At 54.2% G+C, this 26483-nt stretch carries 21 protein-coding genes; 15 read left to right on the top strand and 6 right to left on the bottom strand.

Annotated elements, in window-relative coordinates:
• Window positions 1–36 precede the first annotated feature (36 nt).
• Window positions 37–891, top strand: a complete 855-nt coding sequence (locus tag IGQ16_RS05135; protein WP_024125389.1) for a metal ABC transporter permease — start codon at window positions 37–39, stop codon at window positions 889–891.
• Here IGQ16_RS05135 and tsaD read toward each other — a convergent pair.
• Window positions 836–1897 carry a tRNA (adenosine(37)-N6)-threonylcarbamoyltransferase complex transferase subunit TsaD gene (tsaD, locus tag IGQ16_RS05130; RefSeq protein ID WP_024125390.1) on the bottom strand — a complete coding sequence of 354 codons (1062 nt, stop codon included), beginning with the start codon at window positions 1895–1897 and terminating at the stop codon, window positions 836–838. The two genes, IGQ16_RS05135 and tsaD, sit on opposite strands and share 56 nt — an antisense overlap.
• Window positions 1898–2112: 215 nt before the next feature.
• On the opposite strand from tsaD, the gene IGQ16_RS05125 reads away from it, so the two are divergent.
• The 3 genes from IGQ16_RS05125 (at window position 2113) to IGQ16_RS05115 (ending at window position 4718) form a co-directional block, all read left to right on the top strand.
• Window positions 2113–2550, top strand: a complete 438-nt coding sequence (locus IGQ16_RS05125; RefSeq protein WP_024125391.1) for an Rrf2 family transcriptional regulator — start codon at window positions 2113–2115, stop codon at window positions 2548–2550.
• Between the two features lie 64 nt (window positions 2551–2614).
• The gene (gene cysK / locus IGQ16_RS05120; protein ID WP_024125392.1) at window positions 2615–3580 is read left to right on the top strand and encodes a cysteine synthase A; all 966 of its coding nucleotides are present in this window, start codon (window positions 2615–2617) and stop codon (window positions 3578–3580) included.
• 598 nt (window positions 3581–4178) lie between these two features.
• Window positions 4179–4718 carry a pentapeptide repeat-containing protein gene (locus tag IGQ16_RS05115; protein ID WP_297041798.1) on the top strand — a complete coding sequence of 180 codons (540 nt, stop codon included), beginning with the start codon at window positions 4179–4181 and terminating at the stop codon, window positions 4716–4718.
• 8 nt (window positions 4719–4726) lie between these two features.
• Here the strand turns inward: IGQ16_RS05115 and gltX are convergent, their stop codons facing one another.
• Together gltX and IGQ16_RS05105 are read right to left on the bottom strand one after the other, a co-directional pair.
• Window positions 4727–6184 carry a glutamate--tRNA ligase gene (gene gltX, locus IGQ16_RS05110; RefSeq protein WP_024125394.1) on the bottom strand — a complete coding sequence of 486 codons (1458 nt, stop codon included), beginning with the start codon at window positions 6182–6184 and terminating at the stop codon, window positions 4727–4729.
• A gap of 58 nt (window positions 6185–6242) precedes the next feature.
• On the bottom strand, window positions 6243–8342 hold the full coding sequence (locus IGQ16_RS05105) for a TIGR00300 family protein (RefSeq protein WP_297060487.1): 2100 nt from the start codon (window positions 8340–8342) through the stop codon (window positions 6243–6245).
• 277 nt (window positions 8343–8619) lie between these two features.
• Here IGQ16_RS05105 and tig point away from each other — a divergent pair, with 277 nt between their 5' ends.
• The 3 genes from tig (at window position 8620) to clpX (ending at window position 12193) form a co-directional block, all read left to right on the top strand.
• A complete protein-coding gene (tig, locus tag IGQ16_RS05100; protein ID WP_225871808.1) occupies window positions 8620–10053 on the top strand; it encodes a trigger factor in 1434 nt (477 codons plus the stop codon).
• A gap of 95 nt (window positions 10054–10148) precedes the next feature.
• The gene (gene clpP / locus IGQ16_RS05095) at window positions 10149–10838 is read left to right on the top strand and encodes an ATP-dependent Clp endopeptidase proteolytic subunit ClpP (protein ID WP_024125397.1); all 690 of its coding nucleotides are present in this window, start codon (window positions 10149–10151) and stop codon (window positions 10836–10838) included.
• 32 nt (window positions 10839–10870) lie between these two features.
• On the top strand, window positions 10871–12193 hold the full coding sequence (clpX, locus tag IGQ16_RS05090) for an ATP-dependent protease ATP-binding subunit ClpX (protein WP_024125398.1): 1323 nt from the start codon (window positions 10871–10873) through the stop codon (window positions 12191–12193).
• An 18-nt stretch (window positions 12194–12211) separates the two neighbouring features.
• Here clpX and IGQ16_RS05085 read toward each other — a convergent pair whose 3' ends face one another.
• Window positions 12212–12931 (bottom strand): SDR family oxidoreductase, encoded by a 720-nt coding sequence (locus IGQ16_RS05085; RefSeq protein WP_041429190.1) that lies wholly within the window; start codon window positions 12929–12931, stop codon window positions 12212–12214.
• Window positions 12932–13094: 163 nt separating this feature from the next.
• Between IGQ16_RS05085 and IGQ16_RS05080 the strand changes: the two genes are divergently transcribed.
• From IGQ16_RS05080 to miaE, 5 genes are all read left to right on the top strand, one after another.
• The gene (locus IGQ16_RS05080) at window positions 13095–17804 is read left to right on the top strand and encodes a translocation/assembly module TamB domain-containing protein (RefSeq protein ID WP_297060485.1); all 4710 of its coding nucleotides are present in this window, start codon (window positions 13095–13097) and stop codon (window positions 17802–17804) included.
• Window positions 17805–17892: 88 nt separating this feature from the next.
• Window positions 17893–20181 (top strand): PAS domain S-box protein, encoded by a 2289-nt coding sequence (locus tag IGQ16_RS05075; RefSeq protein ID WP_297060483.1) that lies wholly within the window; start codon window positions 17893–17895, stop codon window positions 20179–20181.
• 2 nt (window positions 20182–20183) lie between these two features.
• The gene (gene ubiE, locus IGQ16_RS05070; protein WP_297060482.1) at window positions 20184–20861 is read left to right on the top strand and encodes a bifunctional demethylmenaquinone methyltransferase/2-methoxy-6-polyprenyl-1,4-benzoquinol methylase UbiE; all 678 of its coding nucleotides are present in this window, start codon (window positions 20184–20186) and stop codon (window positions 20859–20861) included.
• Window positions 20862–20942: 81 nt separating this feature from the next.
• Window positions 20943–21434: a universal stress protein gene (locus tag IGQ16_RS05065; RefSeq protein WP_297060481.1), complete on the top strand. Its 492-nt coding sequence runs from the start codon at window positions 20943–20945 to the stop codon at window positions 21432–21434.
• Window positions 21391–22023: a tRNA isopentenyl-2-thiomethyl-A-37 hydroxylase MiaE gene (gene miaE, locus IGQ16_RS05060; protein ID WP_297060480.1), complete on the top strand. Its 633-nt coding sequence runs from the start codon at window positions 21391–21393 to the stop codon at window positions 22021–22023. The genes IGQ16_RS05065 and miaE overlap by 44 nt, the downstream gene beginning before the upstream one ends.
• A gap of 2 nt (window positions 22024–22025) precedes the next feature.
• On the opposite strand, the gene IGQ16_RS05055 is transcribed toward miaE, so the two are convergent.
• Complete coding sequence (locus IGQ16_RS05055) at window positions 22026–22685, bottom strand: hypothetical protein (protein WP_297060479.1); 660 nt, start codon at window positions 22683–22685, stop codon at window positions 22026–22028.
• Between the two features lie 204 nt (window positions 22686–22889).
• Between IGQ16_RS05055 and rpe the strand changes: the two genes are divergently transcribed.
• Entirely contained in the window at window positions 22890–23585 is a 696-nt protein-coding gene (gene rpe / locus IGQ16_RS05050) for a ribulose-phosphate 3-epimerase (protein WP_024125405.1), read from the top strand.
• Here the strand turns inward: rpe and thiO are convergent.
• Window positions 23582–24688 (bottom strand): glycine oxidase ThiO, encoded by a 1107-nt coding sequence (gene thiO, locus IGQ16_RS05045; protein WP_024125406.1) that lies wholly within the window; start codon window positions 24686–24688, stop codon window positions 23582–23584. The two genes, rpe and thiO, sit on opposite strands and share 4 nt — an antisense overlap.
• A 171-nt stretch (window positions 24689–24859) precedes the next feature.
• On the opposite strand from thiO, the gene IGQ16_RS05040 reads away from it, so the two are divergent.
• A complete protein-coding gene (locus IGQ16_RS05040) occupies window positions 24860–25369 on the top strand; it encodes a TIGR02652 family protein (protein WP_297041652.1) in 510 nt (169 codons plus the stop codon).
• Window positions 25370–25371: 2 nt separating this feature from the next.
• Window positions 25372–26358, top strand: a complete 987-nt coding sequence (gene thiL / locus IGQ16_RS05035; RefSeq protein WP_365971106.1) for a thiamine-phosphate kinase — start codon at window positions 25372–25374, stop codon at window positions 26356–26358.
• Window positions 26359–26483 lie beyond the last annotated feature (125 nt).

Here is a 26483-nt window from a genome sequence, read left to right as displayed (position 1 = left end):
CTATTACTGTTTGGCAGGCTCCAACTAGAAGTCCCTATGGTGTTGGAACGCATGATTGAACTGTTGCAGTTGCCCTTTATGCAGCGAGCACTGTGGGCAGGGATCTTTACGGGAGGGATGGCGGGTGCCCTCGGTAGCTTTACCATCCTGCGGCAGCTGTCCTTTTTTAGTGATGCTTTGGGGCATTCGGCGCTCCTGGGAATTAGTCTAGGGATTATTCTGGGGCTGAATCCGTCGGTGATGTTGCTGCCCTTTGCGGTGGTTTTTGCCCTCGGCGTCACCTATTTGCTTGAGCATGCCCGGCTGTGGACCGATGCCCTCTTAAATATCCTCTATTCAGGATCGTTGGCGCTAGCGGTGGTGCTGCTCAGTTTGAGCGATCGCTACCAAGGGGGGGTGAATAACCTACTGTTTGGCGATATTTTGGCGGTGCGCCCAGCCGATCTGGTGATGAGTGGAACACTCTGCACCCTTGTTGGCATTTTCATCCTGCTCACGTTACGGGTGCAATTGTTAATCACGGTGAATGAGGCCTTGGCAGTGGCCCAGGGGGCGGCAGTGAGAACGCAGCGTTTGCTCTTTATTACCCTATTAGCCTTGGTGGTGGCAGTCTCCATTAAAACAGTAGGAGTCCTCCTGATCAGTGCCTTTGTCGTCATTCCCGCCTGTGGTGCCCGCCTTTGGAGTCGGCAATTTTCGCAGTACGTGGTTTTGGCAGCCCTAGTGGGGGTGGGCAGTGCCATTGTTGGCATGCTCGTGTCAGCAGGAATGAATTGGCCTTCTGGGCCGAGTATTGTTGTTTGTCAACTGGTGTTCTTTTTAATCTCAATTGCGCTTAACTCACTGCCAGGGGCGTGGGTTCATAGAGGGCAGAAATCTCCAACAAGCTGAGGCGTGAACGCGCCGTTAAGTCTAAGGGGGAGCGATCGCCCCGCTGGAAATGGTCGACCGCCGCACAGCCAATCATTGCCGCATTATCAGTACACAGCCGCAGGGGCGGAAAAATTAACCGTAGTCCCAAGGGTTCAGCAGCCGCAGTGAGGTGTTGTCGCAGGCCAGAATTTGCCGCGACTCCTCCCCCAATGGCTAGGGTTTTGAAGCCATGATCCACCGCTGCCGCGATCGCCCGCTTGGTCAAGGCCTGTGCCACAGCCTTCTGAAAACTGGCCGCAAGGTCAGCCACCGGCAACTCAGTATGGGTTTGACGTAGCTCCTCCACCAGCCGTGCCACTGCGGTTTTCAGTCCACTAAAACTGGAATCGTAGGGATGCACCTTGCCCTCTGGAAGGCGGATATTTCCCTCTGGTAGATCAAAAGCCTCTGGATTCCCCTGCTGTGCCCAGCGATCGAGCACTGGTCCCCCCGGATACCCCAAGCCCATTAGCCGTGCCACCTTATCGTAGGCTTCACCTGCTGCATCATCCCGTGTTTGCCCCAAAAGCTGGTACTCGCCACAGCCATAAACGCCAATGAGACTGGTATGCCCACCAGAAACCAAAAGGCACAGAAATGGTGGTTCAAGGGTTGGGTCCGCTAAGTAGGAGGCATAGAGGTGGCCTTCAAGGTGGTGAATTCCCAAGAGAGGTTTTTGGTGCACAAGGGCAAGGGTTTTGGCGGCCGTAACCCCAATGAGCAGCGACCCTACCAATCCGGGGGCACAGGTGACGGCAATGGCATCAATGGCAGACCAATTGCAACCGGCCTCACTGATTGCTGTTGTGATGACCGCATTGATGTTTTCCAAATGGGCACGGGAGGCCACTTCCGGCACCACACCGCCAAAGGGTTGATGGGCACGCACTTGGGAGGCAATCACATTACTTTCGATGGCGCGATCGCGCACTACGGCAGCAGCCGTTTCATCGCAACTGGTTTCAATGGCCAGAATTCTTACCATCGAGCAGACTTGGGCATCAACCTAGAGCCTCTCTTAAATCTAACCTATTTTTTAAATAAACTTGTTGAAGGGCGTTTTCTCAATGCAGTGAATTCTTGCGGTTTCAACCCGCGCTATGGTGAAGATTCCTAAGAATCTCCTAAATCCCGATCAAGAAGTAGGATATACTATAGATTGGGCAATCTGCTCAGTGTCGTGCGTGGGCCAAATGTCTTGTGGAACTGTCTGCCAAAAGTGAGTACGCCCTCTTGGCGCTCTTGGAAATGTCAGCGGCCTATGAACAGGCGGAGCCGCTACAAATTCGCCAAATTGCTGCCATGCACAACATTCCCGATCGCTACCTGGAGCAGCTGATGGCAACCCTCCGCCGCAAGGGTCTCATTCGCAGTCAGCGGGGTGCGCGGGGTGGCTACTTGCTGGCAAAAGCACCTTGGCAAATCTCAATTTTAGACGTGCTCAACTGTATTGAGGGGATCGAGTCCAAGCTGGCGCAAAAGCCGCCCGACAACGGTGATCTAGAACGTAGCCTGATCCGCTCAGTGTGGCTTGAGGCCTGGGCAGCGGCCAATGATGTCTTGAAAAAGCACACCCTTCAGGATTTGTGCGATCGCCGGCAGGCCTACCAGCAAGTGGATGTCATGTACTACATCTAGGCTGGGACTGGCATTCATCGGATTTTCCTAACCTTTTTGCCTTGAATTGGAGATTGATACCCCCATGAATATTGCCCCCGATATTACTGCCCTCATTGGTCGGACGCCCCTCGTACGCCTGAACCGCATTCCCCAAGCGGAGGGCTGCGTTGCAGAAATTGTCGTCAAGCTAGAGAGCATGAATCCTGCGGCCTCGGTGAAGGATCGCATTGGCCTAAGTATGATTCAAGAAGCAGAAGCAGCGGGTCTTATTACCCCGGGTAAAACGGTTTTGGTGGAGCCGACATCGGGAAATACCGGGATTGCCTTGGCAATGGTAGCAGCCGCAAAGGGCTATCGGCTGATTCTCACCATGCCAGAAACCATGAGTGCAGAGCGCCGAGCCATGCTGCGTGCCTATGGAGCAGAGCTGGATTTGACCCCCGGCACCGAGGGGATGAGTGGCGCCATTCGTCGTGCTGAAGAGATTGCCGCCTCCCTTGAAGATGCTTTCATGTTGCAACAGTTTAAAAATCCCGCCAATCCAAAGATTCACCGTGAAACCACTGCGCTCGAAATTTGGCAAGATACGGACGGCCAAGTCGATATTTTGGTGGCTGGCGTTGGTACGGGGGGCACGATTACGGGGGTAGCAGAAGTGATCAAAGCAAAGAAGCCTACCTTTCAGGCGATCGCCGTCGAACCCAGCAATAGTCCCGTTCTCTCAGGAGGCAAACCGGGACCCCACAAAATTCAAGGCATTGGTGCTGGCTTTGTACCCCCCGTTCTCAAACGAGAACTCATTGATGAAGTCATCCCTGTCTCCGACGATCAAGCCATCCATTTTGGTCGCCGCTTAGCCCGTGAAGAAGGCCTCCTCTCCGGTATTTCCAGTGGCGCTGCCCTTTGTGCTGCCATTCAGGTGGCTCAACGTCCTGAAAATGCCGGTAAGTTAATTGTCATGGTGCAGCCGAGTTTTGGCGAACGCTACTTGACCACCCCCCTCTTCCAAGATGCCCTGCCCTTAGTACCAAGCTACTTGCAAAGTTAGGCACAATTGCGTTCACAGTCCCAGGGCGTCACAATCTCCCTTGAACACCAAATTGGCGTTTGGGAAGCTGGGCCATCGAGCAGCCTAGCCGAGGAAAAGCTACATCTCCCCCTGGGATATGGCCTTGGGAGATCATTGAGAGATATACCATGACCGAACCGCTATGACTGAGCCAGCGACTCGCTTTGAACTCAGTCAAGTCTTGGATGTCATCGAAGGGATAAATCGACATGCCGGCTATGCACACGCCACTATCCAAGCCATTGATCAAAAGCTAGATCTTCCCATTGCCGCCACAACAGAGCTTTCAACCTCATGGATGAAAAGCGCAAGGGGTTGGAGGACAAAATTGATGCTGTGGAAGCCAACCTAGAGCAGTCGATTCATGCCGTAGAGTCCACATAGCAGGAGAGCGCTAAGCGCCAGACAGGAACCAATGTCCGCTTGTGGCGTTTCTTGGTAACGCTGGCACTGCTGGCAAAATGATTATGATTACTTATGATGACTCTTTGATTGGCCCGCGTTTTAACGGTCTGTGCAGCTCCTTATCTAGAATAGAGGATTGCAAAAGTCATCAGAACAGTCACTAACAGTAGTAATGCAAGGCTTAACAAAACCCCATTTTTTAGTGAAACTACGAGCAGGGGTATTCTCCCTAGCCCTTTTTTCATTAGTTGTACCAGCGGTTGCCAACGCTGAAAATCCTGCCCATGTGCGACAACTTTTGCAAACACGCCAATGTCCCAACTGTGATCTGCGGGGCGCGAACCTAATGGATGCCAATTTGTTTAAGGCGAACTTAGCAGGTGCCAATTTGGAGGGGGCCTATCTGGCGGGTGCGAATCTCTTTGGTGCCAATTTGGAAAGAGCAAACTTGAACCGTGCCAGTCTATACCTAGCAATTTTGGTCAATGCCAATTTGGCAGGAGCACAACTGGTGGGAACACGCCTCACCCTCAGCAACCTTGTCAATGCCAACCTCAGCGGTGCCAATCTGGAGAATGCGGTCATGAAAGGGGCAAATATGATTGATGCGAATTTGACGGCTGCAAACCTGAAGGGAGCCGATCTCGATCGCGCCAACTTGAGTGGGGCTAATTTAAGCCAAACAATCTTCGATCGCCCCCCCAACCCCTAAGAAAACCCCTAAGAAGTCCTTTGTGCCTGCTTGAGGGCGGCCGCAAGTCGCGGTTGATCCCAGCCCCGCTGGTGGAGAATTTGCCATGTGGCCATTAGATCAGGACCATGGACAGCACCGGTGAGGGCCGCCCGTAGGGTTCGCATTGTTGCTCCCTTTTTCACCCCTGCGGCTTTGGTGGCCTGTTGAATCAATTGTTGTCCCATCTCCACAGTGAGGGTTGGCTCTGAGGGTAAATGCTCTAGTAGGTCGGCCAAAATGGTTGCACTTTGGGGCTGGCCCAGTTGGGCCATTGCTTCGGAATCAAAGGTGACGCTGGGTATAAAGAAAACGGCCCCTTGATCAATGGCCTCCTTAAGGGTGTTGAGCCCGGGTTGCAGGAGTTGGGCAAGGTCAAACAACCAAGGGCGATCGCGCTCCTGATCAAAGGCATAGCCTGCCCCCTGCCACAGGGGAATGAGTTCCGCCAAAAATTCTTCTGGCTCTAGTTGCTGAATGTACTGGCGATTGAGCCAATTGAGCTTGTCCCAGTCAAAGCGGGCGCCTGCTTTGTTAATCCGCTCAAAACTAAAGTGCTTCGCCGCCAGATCAAGGGTAAAGAGTTCCCCCATCCCTTCGGGGGGTGACCAACCCAAAAGCGTCATGTAGTTGGCCAAAGCAGGGGCTAAATACCCCATGGCCCGAAAGTCAGAAATGGAGGTAACCCCATCCCGCTTTGAGAGTTTTTGCCCTGCTGAGTTGAGAATTAAGGGAGTATGGGCAAAGTTGGGGGGCGTGGCTCCAAGGGCTTCGTAGAGCAAAATTTGTTTTGGTGTGTTACCAATGTGATCTTCACCGCGAATGACATCGGTAATGCCCATGGCAATGTCATCCACCACAACCACCAAATTATAGAGGGGATAGCCAATTTCACCCCGGGGCGCTGCCCGTGCAATGACCATATCGCCACCGAGATCAGCCCCCTGCCAACTGACTCGACCGCGCACCAAGTCCTGCCACTCAATCTGGCGATCGTCCTCAATTTTGAATCGAATTACGGGGGTTCGTCCTGCTGCATCAAAGGCGGCTTGCTCCTCTGGGGTCAAATGGCGGTGACGGTTGTCGTAGCGAGGTGCCTGTCCCTTGGCTTTTTGTTCGGCTCGCAGGGCGTCCAGTTCTTCGGGGGTGCAGTAGCAGTAGTAGGCTAGTCCCTTGTCCAAGAGGGTTTGAATCGCTTGGCGGTACAGATCAAGGCGATCGCTCTGGAAATAGGGGCCTTCATCCCAGGTCAGCCCCAGCCATTGCAAGCCCTCCAGGATATTCTCGGTGTACTCAGGCCGAGACCGCTCGCGATCGGTATCCTCAATCCGCAGAATGAACTTCCCTCCCCGGTGGCGGGCATAGAGCCAGTTGAATACAGCGGTACGGGCAGTCCCAATGTGCAGATTTCCGGTCGGACTCGGTGCTAAACGAACACGAACTGTCACTGCTGACCTCGAATACAAAAATCGCCCTTTCGATCCTACCGCATTGGTTACAGGCCTTCTAGGCAAGGGTATAGGGGCGATGCAGCCGCTCCAACTGCTGCACCATCAGGCTGAGGAACAGTCCCACATCCGTGACTACCCCCACGGATTCCACAGAACCCCGATCCGCCAGTTTGGTTACGACCGCTGGGTTAATATCCACACAGACTAACTTCACCCCAGCAGGGGTCATATTGCCAACCCCAATGGAGTGCAGCATCGACGCCAGCATCAAAATCATGTTTGCGCCCCGAATTAGGCGAGCATACTCCCGCTGCGCCACAATTAAATCCATGAGGGTATCGGGCAGGGGGCCATCATCGCGGATTGACCCCGCCAGGACAAAGGGCACATTATTTTTGACACACTCATACATCACGCCACTGGTGAGAATGCCCTGAGCCACAGCGTTGGCAATACTGCCACAGCGACGAATGGTATTGATCACTTTCAGGTGGTGACGGTGACCGCCCCGCACAGGGACACCCCGCTGCATATCCACCCCCAAGGAGGTACCCATGATGGCCTGCTCCATATCGTGCACAGCGATCGCGTTGCCGCCGAGGAGTCCTTGGACATAGCCTTCACGGATGAGCTTGGCTAAATGCTCACCCCCACCCGTGTGAATAACCACTGGCCCAGCCACCACAATTGCTTTGCCTCCCTGATCGCGGATGCGCCGCAGTTCCCAAGCAATCTGTTCCACCACCAGTTCGACGCGGCGTTCACTGGAGACCCCTGATCCCATGAATGTGAACTCTTGGTTGTTGCGCTGGCTTTCCGTTTTCCGAACCGTGCGGATGCCTTCGACGCCCACGACGACGCGATCGCCCACCTGCAAATCCCGCAGAATGCGACACTCCGCCACCGTGCCTTCTGGGGTTGAGCGCACCACAATCGCCCCATCCATGCGTTGGTTTTGAACCCGAATCCACTCGCCCCCAACCCGCACCTCTGTGGGGTAAATCGTTGTCACATAGAAGTCATCCGGGGCAACCCCCGCTTGGGTAACGGTTTCGAGGTTCGCATCGCAGACCTCCGAGGGCGGCAAAATCGCACCGAGGCTGATCAACTGCGCCATGATCGCATCCATGACCTCGGCATCGGGGGCCATGACTCGAATATCCGCTTGGGAAGGACTTTGCCGCTGCTCGCCAAGGTTAAATTGTAGGACTTGGAAACTGCCCCCATTTTCGACAATTGTGTCAAGGACACGGTTCATAAGACCAGAGTCGAGGAGGTGTCCCTCCAGATGAACGACCCGATTGGGAATGGTGGCGGGTGCATGGAGTTCTTCACGCACCGGTTCACTCACCCGCAACGTCAAACACTTAGCCGCACCTCCTGCCTTAAGAAATTCCGTTAGGGGCGTCTCCACCACCTCAAAGCCCCTTTGGGCAAGGGCGGACTTCAATTCTTGGCTGGCACAGTTGAGAATCACCGTGCGATCGATATTGACGGCATTGCAGGCAAAGTTAACCGCATCAGTCTCTTGAACGGCAATTCGTTTATCCGCCGGTACCCGTAGTTCAATGAGACGGTTGGAATAGGCATCAAACGCGGGAGGATAGTAAAGTAAGTAGCCATCGGTCAGCGGACAAAAACATGTGTCAAGGTGATAGAAGCGCTCATCCATCAATCGCAGGGAAAGGACTTCAATATCCAGCCACTTGGCTAAGTAGGCATGGGAATCCAATTCTGACCGGAAGCCATACCCCGCCCATAGCCAGCGACCCTCGCGATCTAGGAGGGCATCCCCCGCCCCCTCAAAGGGCACTTGTTTGGGTAGCTCAAAAACCTGATACCCCTGAGATTCAAACCACGCTTTGAAATAGGGTTCCTCCCCCTGACGTTCTGGGTGATAAAAGCGACTGAGCACCACGCGATCGCCCAACACTAAACCTGCATTCGCCGTAAACACCATATCGGGCCAGCCCGGCTGTGGCTCAATGAGCTCAACAGTCGCTCGAGCATGGATAATTTCGTAGAGCTTTTGCCACTGCTGCTGGGCGCGATCGCGAGAGGACTTGTGGATATTTCCCTCCATCCAAGGATTGATCACATAGTCCACCTCATAATGGGTGGGAGGGCACATGAGGAAGCGCAGGGTTGAACTCATAGGGGTTGTTTAGAAATCGTTGAAATATGTGAAAACGGTATGGGGTGGGCTCCACGGCAGCCATCGCAAACCTTAAATCATTCTATAGGCAGTGGGGATTCTGACGGTTACTTTTGTCATCAAACCCTGACATTACCCCCCTTGCCCTTTGCTGTTAGGGGAATTCCATTTGCAAGGACCAGGGGAAATCTGCGCTAAAATTATCATTTGTGCGATCGCGCACAGCCAACTGACACTACACTGACACCATCTGCGAAGGGGAATGACCTTGACTGACGTGACTGACATCATTTCCATGACAACTGAACCCCGTTCCAATAGCCAACTCCTCGCCACAATTGAGGTTTCGGGGGCACACTCTCAACAGGTGTATAACCAAGTGGTCAACGATCTCCTTCGCCACACACAAGTGCCAGGATTTCGCAAGGGCAAAGCCCCCCGACAGCTTGTATTGCAGCAGCTTGGCAAAGAGCGTCTGCGCTATCTTGCCATGGAAAAACTGATTGAGGATGCTGTCAAAACCGCCGTCGAAAAGAACAATATCCCCTACCTAGGCAACCTCGAACTCGAAGGGGGCATTACAGAGCTACTGGATCAATTTCATCCCGGCGAAAACTTTTCTTTCAGCGTCACCTTTGATGTCGAACCAGAAGTTACGGTCACAGCCTATAAAGGGTTAACCATTGAGTACAGTCCCGTCACCTACAATCCCGCAACCGTCGAGAAGCTCTTGCAGCGGCACCAACGGGAGCACGCCACCCTCATTCCCGTAGAAGACCGGCCGGCTCAGTGGGGCGATGATGTCACCCTGAAACTAGTGACCAAAGATGAAAATGGGGAAGTGGTGAAGGAACTCTCAGCAGATGAATTGCCCCTGTCCCTCGATGAAGATCAACCCTTTTTGCTCAAAGAAATTCCTGCTGCTGTTGTCGGCATGAGTATTGGTGAAGCGAAAACGGTGTCTGTTACCCAGGCAGCAGAGGTTCCCAAACAGTTGACCGCTGAGATTGAACTCTTGGGAATTAAAGTCCCGGAACTGCCCCCCCTAGACGATGCCTTTGCCGCTGAGCACAGTGAATTTAGCACGATGGCAGAATTGCGGGCTTATTTAGAGCAAAATCACCAAGAGCGAGCTAAAAATCAAGACAAGCAAGCCAAAGAAGCTGCCCTCATTGATACCCTCATTGCTCAAAATCCCGTTGAATTGCCAAAAACCCTGATCCATAAAGAAGCAGCTGTGAAGGTGCGGACCACTTTGATGCAAATTCAGTCCCAAGGTGTTGATCTCAACAAGATCATGACCGAGGAACTCTACGAGAAAATGCGTCAAGAGGCAGAGCCGGCGGCGGCTAAGGAGGTCCACTCCCGTTTGCTGTTGAAGGCGATCGCTCGCCAAGAGGGTATTGAGCCCAGTCCCGAAGCAGTTGAGGAACGACTAAACCGCTACAAAGAGGTGGTGAGGAACCAAACGGCAAAGGATCTGGAACGACTCCGCGAATTGGCCCACGATGAAGTGCAGCAGGAGCAAGCCCTCAACTGGCTCCTAGAGCAAAATACATTTCAGCCGGCGCAGTCCGACACAGCCACTGAGCAGTCCCCAGCAAGCGCTGAAGCGCCAGAGGATACCCAGACGGAGGCCGTTGCCGCAAACCCATCCAAGCTGCAAAAACGATCTGGCAAAAAAGCAAGTTCTGCCCCATCCCAAGAATAGTTCGGCATAATGAAGGTGATGATCCCTACGGGGATAAACCGCTAGTTACAATCTAGTTACAATTAATTACAAACGAACCGTCATTTTAGGCAACTATGCTGCAATCGCGTTACGACCATCCCCTTAGTGCCATTCTGCGCTCTCCAGCGCTCAACCTGCCACCTACCCATGCCAATATTGTGCCGATGGTGGTTGAGCAGTCGGGGCGGGGTGAACGAGCCTTTGACATCTATTCGCGGCTCCTCCGCGAACGGATCATCTTCCTAGGTGGGGGTGCAGGCGATCGCCGGGGCATTGACGATGCGGTTGCTGACTCCGTTGTGGCACAGCTTCTATTTCTTGATGCCGAGGATCCGGAAAAAGACATTTACCTGTACATCAACTCACCGGGTGGCTCGGTCACAGCCGGCATGGCCATCTACGATACGATGAAGCACATTCGCCCTGATGTGTGTACCCTCTGCTTTGGCTTGGCGGCAAGCATGGGTGCCTTCTTACTGTCCGGCGGTACTCCTGGCAAACGGATGGCGCTGCCCAATGCTCGGATCATGATTCACCAGCCCCTCGGAGGTGCCCAGGGTCAGGCCGTGGATATTGAAATCCAAGCGCGGGAAATTCTCTACCACAAGCGCAAGCTCAACGAACTCTTGTCACAGCACACGGGGCAACCCATCGAGCGCATTGAAGCGGATACGGAGCGGGATTTCTTTATGTCCGCTGAAGAGGCAAAAGCCTATGGTCTGATTGATCAGGTGGTGACGCGGCAGACCCTCCCTAGCCACTAAGTACACCCTACGTGCACCCCTAGAGGTTCCCTATGGCCAAATATGACACCCACCTCAAGTGCTCCTTTTGTGGTAAGTCACAGGAACAGGTGCGCAAGCTTATCGCGGGCCCTGGGGTCTATATCTGTGATGAATGCGTAGAGCTGTGTAATGAAATCCTCGATGAGGAATTGGCCACCGTTCCCAATGTCGCCGCTCCCCGTCGAGAATCCACGCCGTCGCGATCGCCCCGCAGCACACCCCGTAGTCGCCCCCTCAGTCAGGTCCCCAAGCCTCGGCAAATCAAGGAATTTCTTGATAAGCATGTGGTCGGGCAGCACGAAGCCAAGAAAATCCTCGCGGTTGCAGTCTACAACCATTACAAGCGCCTGAGTCTTCTGGATAGTGATCAGCGGGGCGATGACAACGTCGAACTGCAAAAGTCCAATATCCTGCTCATTGGCCCGACGGGTTCCGGCAAGACTCTCTTGGCTCAGACGTTGGCGAAGCTCCTCGATGTTCCCTTTGCGGTTGCCGATGCCACCACCCTCACGGAAGCAGGTTATGTGGGGGAAGATGTGGAAAATATCCTGCTGCGGTTGCTGCAAAACGCCAATATGGATGTGGAGGAAGCACAGCGGGGGATTATCTACATTGACGAGATTGATAAAATTGCCCGCAAAAGTGAGAACCCCTCAATTACCCGTGATGTTTCGGGGGAAGGGGTACAGCAGGCGCTACTGAAGATACTGGAGGGGACGATCGCCAATGTGCCACCCCAGGGGGGGCGCAAGCATCCCTACCAAGACTGCATTCAAATCGACACGACGAATATCCTCTTTATCTGCGGCGGCGCCTTTGTGGGTTTAGAAAAGACCATTGAGCAGCGGGTGGGCAAAAAAGCGATGGGCTTTGTCCGTGATGGCGAGCTCCTTCCCAAGGAAAAACGCTCTGCGGATATTCTCAAGGAACTGGAGCCCCACGATCTGGTGAAGTACGGCATGATTCCAGAGTTCATTGGCCGTATTCCGGTGGTTGCTGTGCTAGAGCCGCTGGATGTGGCGGCCTTGGCAGAAATTCTCACCCAACCTCAAAACGCGCTCCTGAAGCAGTACCAAAAACTGATGCGCATGGACAGTGTGGAGTTGCGCTTTGAACCGGCTGCGGTGGAGGCGATCGCCCAAGAGGCCTACCGTCGCAAAACCGGTGCCCGTGCCCTGCGCGCCATTGTTGAAGAGATTATGCTGGATGTAATGTACGAACTGCCCTCCCGCAAAGATCTGCGGGAATGTACCATCACTCCCGAAATGGTGGAAAAACGCTCCACGGCTGAACTGCTCCTGCATCCTTCTTCGCTGCCGACACTATCGGCATAGGGTTATAGCTACGGAGGACTAGAAGAAAACGTGGCTATCGGGCATCAAGCTCAACTCAAGGGGAACCGCATGGGGATCCGTCTCTAGGGTAGCGCGAATCAAATGGGCAACGGTGGCCGGCCGCAGGAGTTTCTGGCGATCAATTTTGAGGCTGACAGTATCCCAAAAGGGGGTATCCACACCGCCAAAGTAGAACAGGCTAAAGCGAATGCCATAGCGCTTCAGTTCTTCGGCCATACACTTGCTAAAGCCCACTACCCCAAATTTTGCAGCACAGTAGGCCGACCCCATCGCCATTGAATGTTTACCGAGAATGCCGACAATGGTGCAGATGTGTCCCTGCTGCTGCGCTTTCATGAGTTCGGCAGCCTGTTGGGTGGTGTAAAAGCAACCCTTGAGGTTAAGGTCTAACATTTGATCTAGTTCAGCCGCAGTAATCTTTTGATAGGGCTTGAGGAGGCCAGCGCCCGCTGCGTTGATCAATACATCGAGTCGTCCCTGTTGACTGCGGATAGCTTGCATCAATGCGCTCACTTGCTCCGGTTGGGTGATGTCACAGGGCTGAATTTGTACCGTTACTGAGGAGGGAAGTTGCTCTGCCAAGGCCTGCAGGCGATCGCGCGAGCGTGCCGCTAAGACCAACGTGGCACCGGTTTCTTGGAGTTGCTCGACAACGGCTTGACCAATACCCCCTGTGGCACCCACCACTAACACCACACGATCTGCTAAGACACTCATTTTGTTACATTTCTTTATGTTTACCCTTTTATCCTAGCGTTTCTTGAATGCCCGAGAACCTGCCAATGGCTTAGGCGATCCAATTTAGAAAGACAAGCCTTTGTTCTGCGTATTAGGATTGAGCCGTTAGGCTTCTCGCCTAGGTGTGACGGAGTTGGGATGAATGACGCAACAACCACAACCCCCCTCTAGTCTTCGGGTTGGTCAGTGGGGATGGAGAATGATTGGCTTGGCGGCCCTAGGGGCGATCGCGGTTGGCACGCGGACGTGGTGGTTTGTGCGCTATGAATTAGCTCCTGAAATCGCCCAACAACTGCAACAGCGCCTCAATCGGCCAGTGGAAATTGGTAGCGTCGAGTACGTCGGGCTGAATGTTGTGCGTTTTGGCGCCTCAGCGGTTCCCAGTTACACGCCAGAGAAGGGTAGCCCAGAATTGGACAATGCCCTAATCAACAGCATTGAGGTTGCCTTTAATCCATGGCAGCTCCTGACGGGTCAAAAGCTCGATATTGAGATTACCCTCCACCAACCCCAACTCACGGTGGTTCAGGATGCCCAAGGGCAGTGGTGGCGCACGGAAGTTAAGCTGCCAGAGGAGGAGCCGACCTTCTTTCAACTGAATCAAATCAGCGTGAAGGTGCGGGATGGCTCTGTGCTGGTTCAGCCCTTTCAGCGTCCTGCCTACCTGCTGCGTCGAATTCATGGGGGATTGACCCTGACGCCCGATCGCCAGCAGTTTGCCCTTGCTGGTCAACTGGCAGGACACCTGGCCGGCGGTGGCCAATGGCGATTGCAGGGGGACTGGAACCAATCCCAAGAAAGGGGACAACTGGATTTGCGCTTTAGGAAGATTCCCCTTGCGCTCGGTAATGAGATTCTGCCAAGGACCATTCGTGTCCAAGGGGGCCAACTGGCGGGGCAGTTGCGCGTTCGCCTTCCTCTGTCAGAAACACCCCAAGTCACGGGTCAAATTTGGTTGCGCGATGGTAGGCTGCGCACGGCCTTTGTGCCCCAGGATATCAAAGCAGTGCAGGCCCATGTGCAATTGCAGGGCAATCAGGCAAAGCTCCACTATTTGCGCGGGGCGATCGCTAACGTCCGCTGGCAGGCTGCAGGCACGGTTAGTCCTGAAAGGGGCTGGAATATCAATGCTCAAGTGTCGAGGTTTGACCTCATCCCCACCTTGAGGGCCTTGCAGATTACGCCGCCTGTTCCCCTCAAGGGTCAAGTAGAAGTTCCTACCTTCCGCCTGCAGGGGGATCTGGAGAATCCTAAAATCGTGGGTGAACTGCGCAGCCAAAGACCTCTCCAAGTGGATCAACTGCAACTGCAACAGGTGAGGCTGCCATTTATGGCCTCCCTTGAGGGGGGGGTTAGGCTGATGGATGTCCGCGCCCAGTTGGTGGATGGGGGTGAGGTACGGGCAACGGTAGGGATACAGCCCACAGGGGAGTTTCGCGGCCAAGCACAAGTGCAGCGGGTGAATCTGCAGGCGATCGCCCGCCGCTATGATGTGGTTCCCCCCATATCCCTAGGGGAGGGCTTTGCGCACTTGGATTTTCGTGGCAGTCTGCGTACCCCAGAGGCTTGGCAGGCCAATGCGGCCTTTCAACTACCGACTGCTCAGTATCCACTGCGGGGCACCGCTCGTCTGACGCAAACCCAACTGGTTGTTCCTGAGTTTCAAATGCAGTTTCTCGGCGGGAGTCTGCGGGGTCAAGTGCAAGCCGCTGCTGGTCGGTGGCAGTTACAGGCTCAGGTCGCAAATATTCCCCTGCGGCAGTTGAATCAAGATTTACAAGGTCGGCTCAGGGGGCAGGCGATCGCCCAAGGGCGAGTGGATCAACTGACGTTGCCAGCGATTCGCGCCAGTGCCAATCTCGAAGTCGATCAAACCCCCACAGGGGATCCCCTGATTGCGGCTGTGAACTGGGATGGCCAGCAATTGCAAGTCCAACAAGCCACCCTCGGTGCTATCCGCGCCCAAGGAACCATTGGCGTTGATTTGGCGGCTTTAAAACCTACTGACATTCAATTGGGCATCCAAGCCAGGAATCTCTCCCTGAGTAGGTTAAGTACCGTCTTGAAACCGAATCTCCCTGTTTCCCTCGTCCTTGCCGGCACAACGTCCTTTGAAGGCCAACTCACAGGCCGCCTCAATCGGCTCCAGTTTCAGGGGACACTGCTGACCCAAGGATTGGCAGTGAATGATTTACGCTTTGCCCCTCAACTCACGGGCACGGTTGCCCTGGGCCAACAACAGGGGGCAACCCTCAATTTACAGGGTGGGGGCGATCGCTTGGCGCTTCGTCTGGATGCCGATGGCTTACCCCACTCCCTGCTGATTCAACGGCAACAGGCGCAACTCATTGGTCAGCGCCAAGGGGAAATCTTTGATCTGCGTCTTCAGCAATTTCCCGTGGAATCCCTGCGGTTACGTTTGCCGGAATTTCCTAGGGATGCCATTCTCGCAGGAGTCGCCTCTGGCGAGCTACAGTTGCAAAACTGGACAAGCGCTCAGGGCAGTTTTACGGTAGAGCGACCGGGATTAGGGGCATGGCGGGGCGATCGCCTGCAAGGGCAATTTCGTCTGAGGCGCGATCGCCTGACGATTCAATCGGGCCTTTTTGAAAAAGGGAAAAGTCGCTATGAATTCACTGCCGATCTCCAGCCTCAGCAATTGGGGGCGCAGCTGGCGATTGCCCAAGGCAATTTGGCGGATTTGACAGGACTAGCCACTGTCCTCGGGATTGCTCAACCCACCGCTCGGGGCACTGCTGCAGATTTGGGTACACCCACCGCAGGGGAAGGTCTGCCAGTATCACTGCTAACGCAAATTCGCCGCCTTGCCGAAATCGAGATGCTACAAGCCCAAGCGGCTTTGGTGCGGCGGCCGGAACTACTGCCCTCCCTAGATCAGCTTCAGGGCATGTTTAATGGCCAAATCAATCTGAGTCAAACCCCCCAGTCAGGTCTTGTGGCCAGCTTTGATCTCAAGGGCGCCAATTGGCAGTGGGGAAATTACCAAGTGGATCAGTTTCTTGGTCGCGGTCGCTTTGCCCAAAATCGACTGGTGCTGACGACCCTCAATATGCTCATCAACGGTGGGCAATTGAATGTCAATGGCATTTTCGGCGGTAACCAGCAAAAGGCCCAACTGCGGCTAGCGCAATTCCCTGTGGGTCTTGTGGCCAGTCTCTTGCCGCCGGGGGTGGATCTGGAGGGTCAAGTGAATGCCCAAGCGGTGTTAACTGGCTCATGGCAGCAGCCCATTCTCGCGGGTGAGGCTACCCTTGCGGAGGGTCGGTTGAATCAACGTCCCCTTGAAGTTGCCAATGCCACATTCCGCTATGCCCAAAATCGGCTTGCCCTGCAGGCGATCGCCCGCTTGGATACGCCAGAACCCCTGAGGGTGACGGGTTCAGTTCCCTTGATCTATCCCCTTGATCCGCGACCAGTGGTAGATCCGCAGTTAGCCCTAGATGTGAGTGTCAAGGATGAGGGCTTGTCCTTCATCAACCTCTTGACGGATCAGGTGCAATGGCAACAAGGAAAGGGGCTTTTCCAAGCTCAACTGCGGGGCACATGGGACGCTCCCATTGTGAATGGCCTCCTTAGTTTGGATGATGCGGTTATTAAAACTCCTGCCTTTGAGGAGCCAGTGACAAATCTCAGTGCACGGGTGCGCTTCGATCGCGATCGCCTACGGGTGGATGGGATTCAAGGTCGCTTTAGCCAAGGGCAAATTACCATGACAGGGGTGCTGCCAATTCAGACTCCCTTGGCCGCAGATGATCCAGATGCTGCAACACCCCTCACTGCTTCCCTGCGACAATTGCAAGTGAATGCCGGCAATATCTATCGCGGTGCAGTAGATGGCACACTCGTAATTAGGGATACCCTCCTAAGTCCTGATCTGGGGGGCAGTGTCCAACTCAGCCAAGGCCGCTTGGATTTAGGCGCAATCAATGGTTTTGCTAATGGCAATGGGTTAGCCACTCCTGCTAACTCTCTATTTGAACCACTGGTCTTTGGGAATTTAGAAATTAATATCTTAGATTCCTTGCGGGTGACGCGATCGCCCGTTCTCAACCTAACGGCCACTGGTCGTTTAACCCTCAATGGCGGCCTCGATAGTCTTCAGCCTGACGGCAAAATTCGCCTCACGGGAGGGCAACTGAATCTTTTTACCACCCTCTTTCTGCTCCAGCGGCGAGCGGATAACTATGTGCTCTTTACCCCCGCCAATGGCTTGGATCCCGAACTCAACCTCACCCTTGCTGCCACTGCCACTGAAGTGTATACCCCCGGTACGGTGACGCGACTATCGGATGTGGGTTCCGTGACAGCCACCAGCCTAGGAACGTTGAACACCATTCGGATCACTGCCCGCATCAATGGTCGTGCCAGTCAACTCCAAACCAATTTACCTGCGGTGCTTGAGCTATCCAGTACCCCCTCCCGTAGCCCAACTGAACTACTGGCATTGATGGGCGGTGGCTCAATTGCAGATCTCAACCAAGTGGGGGGAGAAACAGTCGTCGCCAGTCTCGCCGGATCTGCTCTTTTCAATAACCTACAGGCATTGATTGATCAGGCCACGGGTAACCGCACCTCGTTTCGGATTTTTCCAGCCGTGGTGCCCCCCGATCGCCAAGCCCAAAGCCAAGCCCCAACCCTTGCCGTGGGGGCTGAACTCGGCTTCCAAGTAAATAGTTTTACCTCGGTCTCCCTCTTGCAGTTGCTAACTGCCCCCAATGATCCGACGCGCTTTAACCTTGGGTTTCAGGTGACAGAGCAGATTCGCCTTGGCGGACAGGTGAGCACCAGTGGTCAGGGCACAGGCTTTCTTGAGTTCCGTTACCGTTTTTAATGTCGTCTATGATCAGAGTACTGCCAGCAACGCTCAAGCTTGGAAGGTGACAATTGCGGCAGTTGCAGTCGCCTCGGTATCAATCTTGATGAAAAATTCCGCTAGCGCCTTATCTCAACGATTTGCGATCTCATGGCAGCGGTTAAGTCTGCGTTGGAAATTTACCTTGGCCTTGGCGCTGGCGGCGCTCTTTCCAGCCGTGATTATTACTGAAGCCCTGATTCAAGTCAGCTATCGCAGCTTTGAGCATCACCTCGATCAGCAACTGCGCTCTAGTTTGCGGGATTTGCAGTGGGAAATCGACAATTTGGCCTATGAGTCTCGCATCCAAGCCCTCTTAATTGCCAGTGGAATCTATGCGCGACATGTGGGTCAATCCCTTGTCAGTGTTTTGAATCCTGCCGCTATCCAAGCTATTCTTGCGGAAGTGGATAGGACTGAACGCCCCATGAACCTGATGCTGGTGGCCGATGCGAGGGGTAGGGTACTGGCACAGCAAACAATGGTCTTGGCTAAAACGGGAGAGGCGCTCCTCGACTTGACTCCCGAAACCCATTCCCCCTATCGTCTCAGCCGGCATCAAGCCAACAGTATTGCTAACTTACCGATGTTCCAACTGGCTCGCGATCGCCAGCAACTGATTAGCGGTCTGGTACTCCTCAATCGTGAACAGTTACAAGAACTGGGCTTAGCACAGCAGGCAAAGATTACATTGCGTCCTCAACCCATTGCCAATCTACCCCCTAATCAGCAGCCGGCCCCTACGGGTACCTACCCCATTGCGGACGGCAATATTGGCTTACTAGCCTTTGCCGCCAAGCCCCTTTATGAAAACAACCAATTTCAAGGGCTAATTTTGACGGGCATTTTGCTCAACAATATGCCGGATCTTGTGGATAGCACCACTGCCTGGTCCACAGTAGATACAGTGGCAACAATTTTTGCCCAAGATTTGCGAATTGCCACCAATGTGCCTTACACCGATGGTCGGACTCGCGCCCTTGGAACCCGCGTCGCTCGCGAAGTGGCCACTCAAGTTCTCGATCAGGGCAAAATGTTTGTCGGTACAACTGACATTGTGGGTTCTGCCTACGCAACTATCTACAGCCCATTGCAGGACTTTCGCAAGCAGCTCAAGGTGCCGCATCCACCCCCCATTGGTATCGCCTTTGTGGGGAAGTCCCAGGCATGGATTCATACCATAGCCAACCAAAAACGGTTGGTGTCCTTTGCTATTACCCTTGGTGCCCTCTTGTTGGCCAGTGTTTGGGCCTATCTCACGGCCAATGCGATTGTTAAGCCGATTCAATCCTTGGTCACTTCCACCCGTCGCGTGCAGGCAGGCGATTTGGCGACACTGGTGCAGGTGCACTCCCTTGATGAGGTGGGCAAACTGGCCAATTCCTTTAATGCCATGATGCGCCAGTTGCGTATCTCCTTTGAGGAGTTAGCCCAAAAAAACCGCTGCCTCGAGCAGATTCGCGATGAACTGATTGAGGCCAATGAACAGTTTGAGGCGGTACTCAATGCTGTTCCCGGCACGATTGCTTGGATTAATGCTGAGGGCATCTATAAGGGGGTCAATCGCAAATTGGCAGAAACCTTGAATTTGCCACCAGAGGCATTTATTGGCCGTCCTTTGGGCTTTTTGTCTGCGGATTGCGAGCTAGCCGCCTTTATGCAGGAGTTTTTGGAGTCTCCAGATCAATTTGCCTCACGGGTGATCTCCGTTCAGCGCAATGGTCAAACCAGGTTTTACCTCGTTGCTTTGCAAAAGTATATGAAGGGTACCCATACCGTTGCCGTCGGCATTGATATTAGCGATCGCATGCGAGCCGAGGAAGCGCTGCGCATTGCTGAGGAAAACTACCGCAGTATTTTTGAGAATGCCCTTGAGGGAATTTTTCAAGCGTCAACCGAAAATCGGTTTATTCGGGTCAATGCCGCCATGGCCAAGATCTTTGGCTTTGACTCCCCGGAAGCAATGGTGGAGACCGTCACCAGTATCCGCGACCAAATTTACGTGGAACCCAGCACCCGTGATGAGATTCTGAATCATTTTGCGACTGGCGAGACAACGGGGCATTTTGAATTCAAGGCCTATCGGCGCGATCGCCAGATCATTTGGATTGAGTTGGATATGCGAGCGGTCTTGGATACCGACGGCAAAATTTCCTACTATGAAGGATTAGTGCAAGACATTACCGAGCGCAAACAGCGCGAGCAAGCCATGCAGCAGCAAATTGAAGAGCTAAGGGTGGAAATTGATCACGAAAAACGGCGGCAGCAAGTGGCAGAAATTACGGAAACGGAGTACTTTCAGCAGTTGCGCCGTGAGGCGAATGATTTGCGTCAGCGTCGCCATTCCAAAAGGTAACCATGACCGATATCCAAGCCCTGTTTGAGCGCATTGCCCCCCTCTACGATCGCCTCAATGATCAATTGAGTTTTGGTCTGCACCATGTGTGGAAACAGATGGCCGTGGACTGGCTCGAACTCCCTCAGGGGGCAACGGCTTTGGATCTGTGCTGTGGCACGGGGGATTTAAGTCGTGTACTGGCGCGGCGGGTGGGGCGGCAGGGGCGGGTGGTGGGCTTGGACTTTGCTGCCGCCCCGCTGGCGATCGCCCGCCAACGGAGTTACCATTACCCGCAAATTGAATGGCTCCAAGGAGATGCCTTAGCAGTACCCTTTGCAGCTCAAACATTTCAGGGCATCACGATCGGCTACGGGCTACGCAACGTGGCGGATATTCCCCAAGCGCTCAGGGAAATGTTTCGGCTGCTTGTCCCCGGTGGGCGAGCTGCCATCCTCGACTTTAGCCATCCCCAAACCCCCGCCCTACAGCAATTTCAGCAATGGTATTTACAGCAGTGGGTAGTTCCTACGGCACGTCAGTATGGATTGGCAGCCGAGTATGACTACTTGTGGCCGAGCATTCAGGCCTTTCCCACTCCGCCTATCCTCTGTAAACTGATTCAACAAACGGGTTTTGAAAGTGTGAAGCATTATCCTCTGCTGGGGGGACTCATGGCGATTACTGTTGCCCAAAAGTAATCGAGTTAAAAATGTGAGGCTTCACTTTTGGGGGAATCCTCTAAGCTATAGATAGGAGATAGGTAAACCGCAGGGGGCAGTATGTATAAAAAAATTCTCGTTGCAGTTGACGACAGTGAACAGGGGGAACAAGTTTTCCAGACGGCACTGGATTTGGCACAACACTACCAAGCTCGCATGATGCTGATTCATGTCCTCTCCCCTACCAATGAATCCTATCCTGACCCAATCTTTACGACACCTTTGGCTTCAGGCGTATATGTGGGACTGCACGAGGAAGTGATGCGTGCCTATGCCGAGCAGTGGGAAAACTTTGAGCAAAAGGGCTTGGAGATGCTGCGCAACCTCACCCAAATTGCCACTGAAAAGGGGGTGCCCACCGAATTTACCCAAGCCTTGGGGGATGCGGGTCGTGCCATTTGTGATCTGGCCAAGGATTGGGAAAGTGATTTGATTGTGCTGGGGCGGCGGGGTCTCAAGGGCTTGAGTGAATTTTTCCTCGGCAGTGTCAGTAACTATGTCCTCCACAATGCCCACTGTTCTGTACTCACCGTCCAGCACCGCCGTGATTGAGACTCCCGTTCGCATTAAGTTCCTTCTACAACCTACCCGTCCTGAGTGGGTAGAGCAAGCGATCGCTCACCTAGATACGATTTTGCTCGATCACTCCCACTGTGAGCGCAAAGCTGCTGGGGTAGCGATCAATCTCATGTTTCGCTATCCTTCCCACAAACCATTGGTGGATGCCCTCACCGATATTGCCCAAGAGGAACTCGACCACTTTCGCCAAGTCAATCGGCAATTAGAATGCCGCCACATTGCCCTTGCGCCCCTAAGTGCGCCCCCCTATGCCTCTCGCTTGAATGCAGCTGTCCGCCAACAGGAACCCCAGCGCTTCTTGGATAGCCTATTGGTCTGTGCCTTGATTGAAGCCCGCAGCCATGAGCGATTACAGTTGCTCGCGCAGCACTGCCCCGATCAGGAACTGGCAGAGTTCTTTGCTCGCTTAGTGACCTCCGAGGCACGCCACTATGGCACCTATTGGTACTTGGCCTCTGGGTCCTTTGGTCAAGAGGTAGTGGCAGAGCGATTACAGCAGTTGGCTGCCCTTGAAAGTGAAATTCTCAGCACGCCCTATCCCCTGCCCCGGATCCACAGTTAGCCTTAAATAGCTGGTGGTGTTGCCCCTTGAGCAGTCGTGGGCTGACCGACCGTAACGCGTACCGTTTGGCCAAATTGCTCCAAAACCACTGTGGGTGTGGTGTCATAGGCATCAATTGCACGAACAAGCACATTGCCCGCGATCGTATCCCCCACTTGTACCGTGCGCGTCACATTCTCCTTGGGTGAGCGAATAATCGCTTGTAGGCGGCCATTCACTGCGGCCACACCAAAAACTTGTACAGCTTGGGCATCAACGGGTGGTGGCGGCGTTGGTGGTGTGGGCCGGCTAGGGGTACCACCAGTACCTGTACCGGTGCCCCCTGTTCCAGAAGTGCCATTGCCACCCCCTGCCACAGTGCCACCATTGTTAACGCCACCAGTCTCTGGTACCCGAACTGGATTAAAAGGATTCGCGCGACCAATATTCGAAAGCCCCTCAATGTAGGTTTTGGGGTTGGTGGGGGGGGTGAGGGCGGCAACCGCAGAGCCAGCAGCACTGGGTTTGGGTGCGGTGGCTTCAGGGGTGGTGGGAGGTGCTGCGGGGGGAACAGGGGGTTGATTCGTAATTTCTGTTTCAGTAACCATCAAGCCACAGCCACTGATTGCTGAGGCTAGCCACCCGGCTGCAATGGTAACAATCTTGGTGCGCTGTTTGAACATTTGGCTCTCACCCTTGGATGATGGTCTGGTGGTGCAGATATGCTCTTTGTTGCCTACTATAAAATGTACTGTTAGCTTGTAGTGGCTATGCATAGGCAGTTGCCAAAGTGGTCTTAGGTGCTCTTAGGGACCGCCAGTTGCTGTGGGGGCGATCCCTCGGTACACTGAGAACAACTGTAACGTTATTTACGGAATGAATTGGTCATGAGTGCTAAGCCCGTCGTGATTGCTCCCTCCATTCTCTCTGCGGACTTTAGTCGTTTGGGTGAAGAGATCCAAGCGGTAGATCGGGCGGGAGCCGACTGGATCCATGTGGACGTGATGGATGGTCGTTTTGTTCCCAATATCACGATTGGGCCATTGATTGTTGAGGCGATTCGCCCCTTGACCCAAAAGCCCCTCGATGTGCACCTCATGATTGTCGAGCCAGAAAAATACGTGGCTGATTTTGCCAAGGCCGGTGCAGATATTATCTCTGTCCATGCTGAGCACAATGCCTCACCCCACCTCCATCGCACCCTCTGTCAAATTCGTGAACTGGGCAAACAGGCGGGGGTAGTGCTCAATCCCTCGAGCCCTCTGGAACTCATTGAGTATGTCCTGGAGGTCTGTGACCTCGTCCTAATTATGAGTGTTAACCCCGGTTTTGGGGGTCAGAAGTTTATTCCGGCAGTGCTGCCGAAAATTCGGCGACTACGGCAACTGTGTGAAGAGCGTGGCCTAGATCCATGGATTGAGGTGGATGGTGGACTCAAGGTGGACAATACTTGGCAAGTCCTTGAGGCAGGCGCCAATGCCATTGTGGCCGGTTCAGCCGTCTTTCATGCCCCCGACTATGCCGCTGCGATCGCCGGTATTCGCAATAGCAAACGCCCTAGCCCTGAGTTGGTGACTGCCTAGGCGCCGGTTTCTGATCGAGCCTCAAATCGCTGCCAGGAAAAGGCTTTGAGGTGGCGATCGCCCGTCTGGTGCAGGATCAAGTTGGCCATCAGCTTCGCTGTAATTGGGGCAAGCAAAATACCATTGCGGTAATGCCCCGTTGCCAGGTAAAGATTAGCAGCTGGTCCTTGACCCAGAATGGGTAAGTCGTCGGGGGTAGCTGGACGATACCCCCACCAGGTATCCATCACTTCGTAGCTTGCCAATTCTGGAATAACGGCGGTGGCACGGTTCAGCAGTGCTTGCAGGCCAGCAACCGTAGTTCCTTCTTGAAAACCGACATCTTCACTGGTGGCACCCACCACCACTTTGCCAGAGCGACGCGGCACAAGATAGAGCTGATCCCCAAAGATCACATGGTTCAGCAGAGGTTGCCCCGGTGGTTTCAGTGCCAACATTTGCCCCTTGCGAGGGGTGACGGGTAGAGGCAGGAGGCTTTGTGCCCATGCCCCTGTGGCCAGAATGTAAATCCCCGCAGACCACCGCCCGCGATCGCTCTCTAACGCTGTAATGTCTCCCTGCGGCGTTTGCTGAAAACGTTGAACAGTAATGCCCTCAATGACTTCGATGCCAAGAAGGCGAGCCGCACTCACCAGCACCTTGGCCAAGTTGCGTGTGTTCACCTGGCCATCTTGGGGAAACCACCAAGCCCCTAGCACACTCTCCGCAAAGCCCGGCTGGTAGCTTGCAAGTTCAGACCTATCCAACCAGCGGCTGTCGGGCTCCATGGGGTGGGAGCGATCCCGCTGTCGCTCATCGGTCACTGGTGCCAAAATGCCACAGGGCCAGTAGCCCGCATCCAGCCCCGTAAGTTGTTCGAGCTTGTCAATCCAACTGGGATACAAATTGCGGCTTGCCGTACACAAATTCCACATGGCTCCTGCCGGCAAACCTTCTGCTTGGGGGGCGAGCATTCCCGCTGCTGCATGGAGCGCTGCTTCCCGAAACTGGCGACTGAGAACCGTGGGCCGTGCTCCCCGCAATGCCAATTCGATGGCGATCGCCAGCCCCATGGTGCCGCCGCCAATAATCAAAATGTCCCGCTGTTCATCCCCCAGGATCATTCTTGACGCTTCAATGCCAACTTACCCATTTCTTTATCTTGGCACCTGCCACCCCTTAAGGGTAGCCCAAACTTCATCGGAGAAGACGTGTTCAGCCTACTGGCTTGAGGTGAACTCGTTATAATGAAGAGCGATCGCGGTGGATTTACTGCCGCTGTGTGGTAACTGTCCATGATCTCATCCGGCTCTCACTACCCGATCTTTGGTCCTGAAATCCGTTGTCCCCACTGTCGGCAAATCATTCCCGCTCTGACCCTCACCGATACTTACCTGTGCCCGCGCCACGGCCCTTTTGAAGCAGATGCCAAAACCGGCGAATTGATGCACCTGCAATCCGGTCGCATTTGGCGTCTCTGGGAAGGCGAATGGTATCGCCAGCACACCCACCCCGACGGCATTCGCTTTGAAATCCACGATGCCCTCGATCGTCTCTACACCCAAGGCTACCGTGCCACCAAAGTCATTATTGCCGAACGCTATCGGGATCTCTTTTGCGCCTACCTCGAACGCAGTACCCCTTGGGGAGGCACCACAGATCCGCAAATGCTGCGCCTGTTTGGCTTGCCCGTTGAGTTTAGCCCCCCCGCTAGCCAAGAGGAGCGCTGGGATGTGATTAACTTTGATCTGGAAAAAGAACCCGGTGCCCCCATTCGCCCCCCCTATTTTCGGATGTTTGACTAGTGATGCTCACCCTCGCCGACTGTGGCGAACTAGAATTGATTGCCCGCCTGCGCCCCTATTGCCACCAGGAATTGATTGGGGATGATGCAGCGGTGTTGTCCCTACCCCTTGGGGAACAACTCATTGTTAGTACCGATGTGCTGGTTGAGGGGGTGCACTTTAGTTTGGGGATGACCGATACCCCCGTCACCATGACACCTCAGGATGTTGGCTGGCGATCGCTGGCCGCCAATTTATCAGACCTTGCAGCCATGGGGGCATTGCCCTTGGGGTTAACCGTGGGTCTAGCAGCACCTCGCAACTGTCCTGTGGCAATAATTGAGGGCATTTACCAAGGGATGGCTACCTGTGCTCAGGCCTACGGCACCAGTATTATCGGTGGTGATACCTGTCGCTCTAGTGTCCTCAGTCTCAGCATCACGGTCTTGGGCAGTGCGCCGCCAGAACGGATTATTTATCGCAATCGCGCTCAAGTGGGGGATGTCATTGTTGTAACGGGTGTTCATGGGGCCTCCCGAGCGGGTCTCGAATGCCTTTTGTATCCCCAGGGGGCAAGCGCCGTCCCTGCAGAACTGCGGCAGGCATGGATTCAAGCCCATCAACGTCCCCGACCGCGGTTGGATATTGTCCACTGGCTGCGCCAACAGGTCCCCCCGCCGCGGCTTGCCGGCATGGATAGCAGTGATGGTCTGGCGGCTGCCGTCCTGCAAATCTGTCAAGCCAGTGGGGTGGGGGCGGTTCTTTGGGCAGAGCGGATTCCGATAGTGGACTATGGCGATCGCCTGCAGGCCCTGAACTGGGCGCTCTATGGCGGTGAGGATTTTGAATTGGTATTGTGCCTTTCCCCAGAATTGGCTCAGGCTCTCTGTGGAGCAGCGGGTGAACGCGCCGCCATGGTTGGCGAAATTATTCCTGAAAAAAGGGTGCAACTCAGGCTCAATGGTGAATTATTACCCGTCCAAGTCGATCGCCTCTTTCAGCACTTTTAAGGGGTTAGTGGGTTAAAGCACAGCGACAGTTGCAGCAATGGGTATTCAGGGAAGGCGCAGCCGTCAAGGAATATTACAAAAATTCATAAAACTTGGGGGCGATCGCCAGCAAATCCCCATAAATT

This window comes from Thermosynechococcus sp. M3746_W2019_013, from assembly GCF_015296045.1.
Lineage (GTDB): Bacteria > Cyanobacteriota > Cyanobacteriia > Thermosynechococcales > Thermosynechococcaceae > Thermosynechococcus.
Note: the sequence above shows the minus strand (reverse complement) of the source record. Positions and strands in the feature narration are given on the sequence as shown.

Excerpts from the sequence above, each read along its gene's own strand:
- IGQ16_RS05115 (WP_297041798.1), top strand. The coding sequence starts at position 4,179 with ATGCAAGGCTTAACAAAACCCCATTTTTTAGTGAAACTACGAGCAGGG.
- thiL (WP_365971106.1), top strand. The coding sequence starts at position 25,372 with ATGCTCACCCTCGCCGACTGTGGCGAACTAGAATTGATTGCCCGCCTG.
- IGQ16_RS05085 (WP_041429190.1), bottom strand. The coding sequence starts at position 12,931 with ATGAGTGTCTTAGCAGATCGTGTGGTGTTAGTGGTGGGTGCCACAGGG.
- clpP (WP_024125397.1), top strand. The coding sequence starts at position 10,149 with ATGCTGCAATCGCGTTACGACCATCCCCTTAGTGCCATTCTGCGCTCT.
- IGQ16_RS05105 (WP_297060487.1), bottom strand. The coding sequence starts at position 8,342 with ATGAGTTCAACCCTGCGCTTCCTCATGTGCCCTCCCACCCATTATGAG.
- IGQ16_RS05075 (WP_297060483.1), top strand. The coding sequence starts at position 17,893 with ATGAAAAATTCCGCTAGCGCCTTATCTCAACGATTTGCGATCTCATGG.
- tsaD (WP_024125390.1), bottom strand. The coding sequence starts at position 1,897 with ATGGTAAGAATTCTGGCCATTGAAACCAGTTGCGATGAAACGGCTGCT.
- rpe (WP_024125405.1), top strand. The coding sequence starts at position 22,890 with ATGAGTGCTAAGCCCGTCGTGATTGCTCCCTCCATTCTCTCTGCGGAC.
- cysK (WP_024125392.1), top strand. The coding sequence starts at position 2,615 with ATGAATATTGCCCCCGATATTACTGCCCTCATTGGTCGGACGCCCCTC.
- IGQ16_RS05135 (WP_024125389.1), top strand. The coding sequence starts at position 37 with ATGGTGTTGGAACGCATGATTGAACTGTTGCAGTTGCCCTTTATGCAG.
- IGQ16_RS05065 (WP_297060481.1), top strand. The coding sequence starts at position 20,943 with ATGTATAAAAAAATTCTCGTTGCAGTTGACGACAGTGAACAGGGGGAA.
- IGQ16_RS05040 (WP_297041652.1), top strand. The coding sequence starts at position 24,860 with ATGATCTCATCCGGCTCTCACTACCCGATCTTTGGTCCTGAAATCCGT.
- clpX (WP_024125398.1), top strand. The coding sequence starts at position 10,871 with ATGGCCAAATATGACACCCACCTCAAGTGCTCCTTTTGTGGTAAGTCA.
- ubiE (WP_297060482.1), top strand. The coding sequence starts at position 20,184 with ATGACCGATATCCAAGCCCTGTTTGAGCGCATTGCCCCCCTCTACGAT.
- miaE (WP_297060480.1), top strand. The coding sequence starts at position 21,391 with ATGCCCACTGTTCTGTACTCACCGTCCAGCACCGCCGTGATTGAGACT.
- thiO (WP_024125406.1), bottom strand. The coding sequence starts at position 24,688 with ATGATCCTGGGGGATGAACAGCGGGACATTTTGATTATTGGCGGCGGC.
- IGQ16_RS05055 (WP_297060479.1), bottom strand. The coding sequence starts at position 22,685 with ATGTTCAAACAGCGCACCAAGATTGTTACCATTGCAGCCGGGTGGCTA.
- IGQ16_RS05080 (WP_297060485.1), top strand. The coding sequence starts at position 13,095 with ATGACGCAACAACCACAACCCCCCTCTAGTCTTCGGGTTGGTCAGTGG.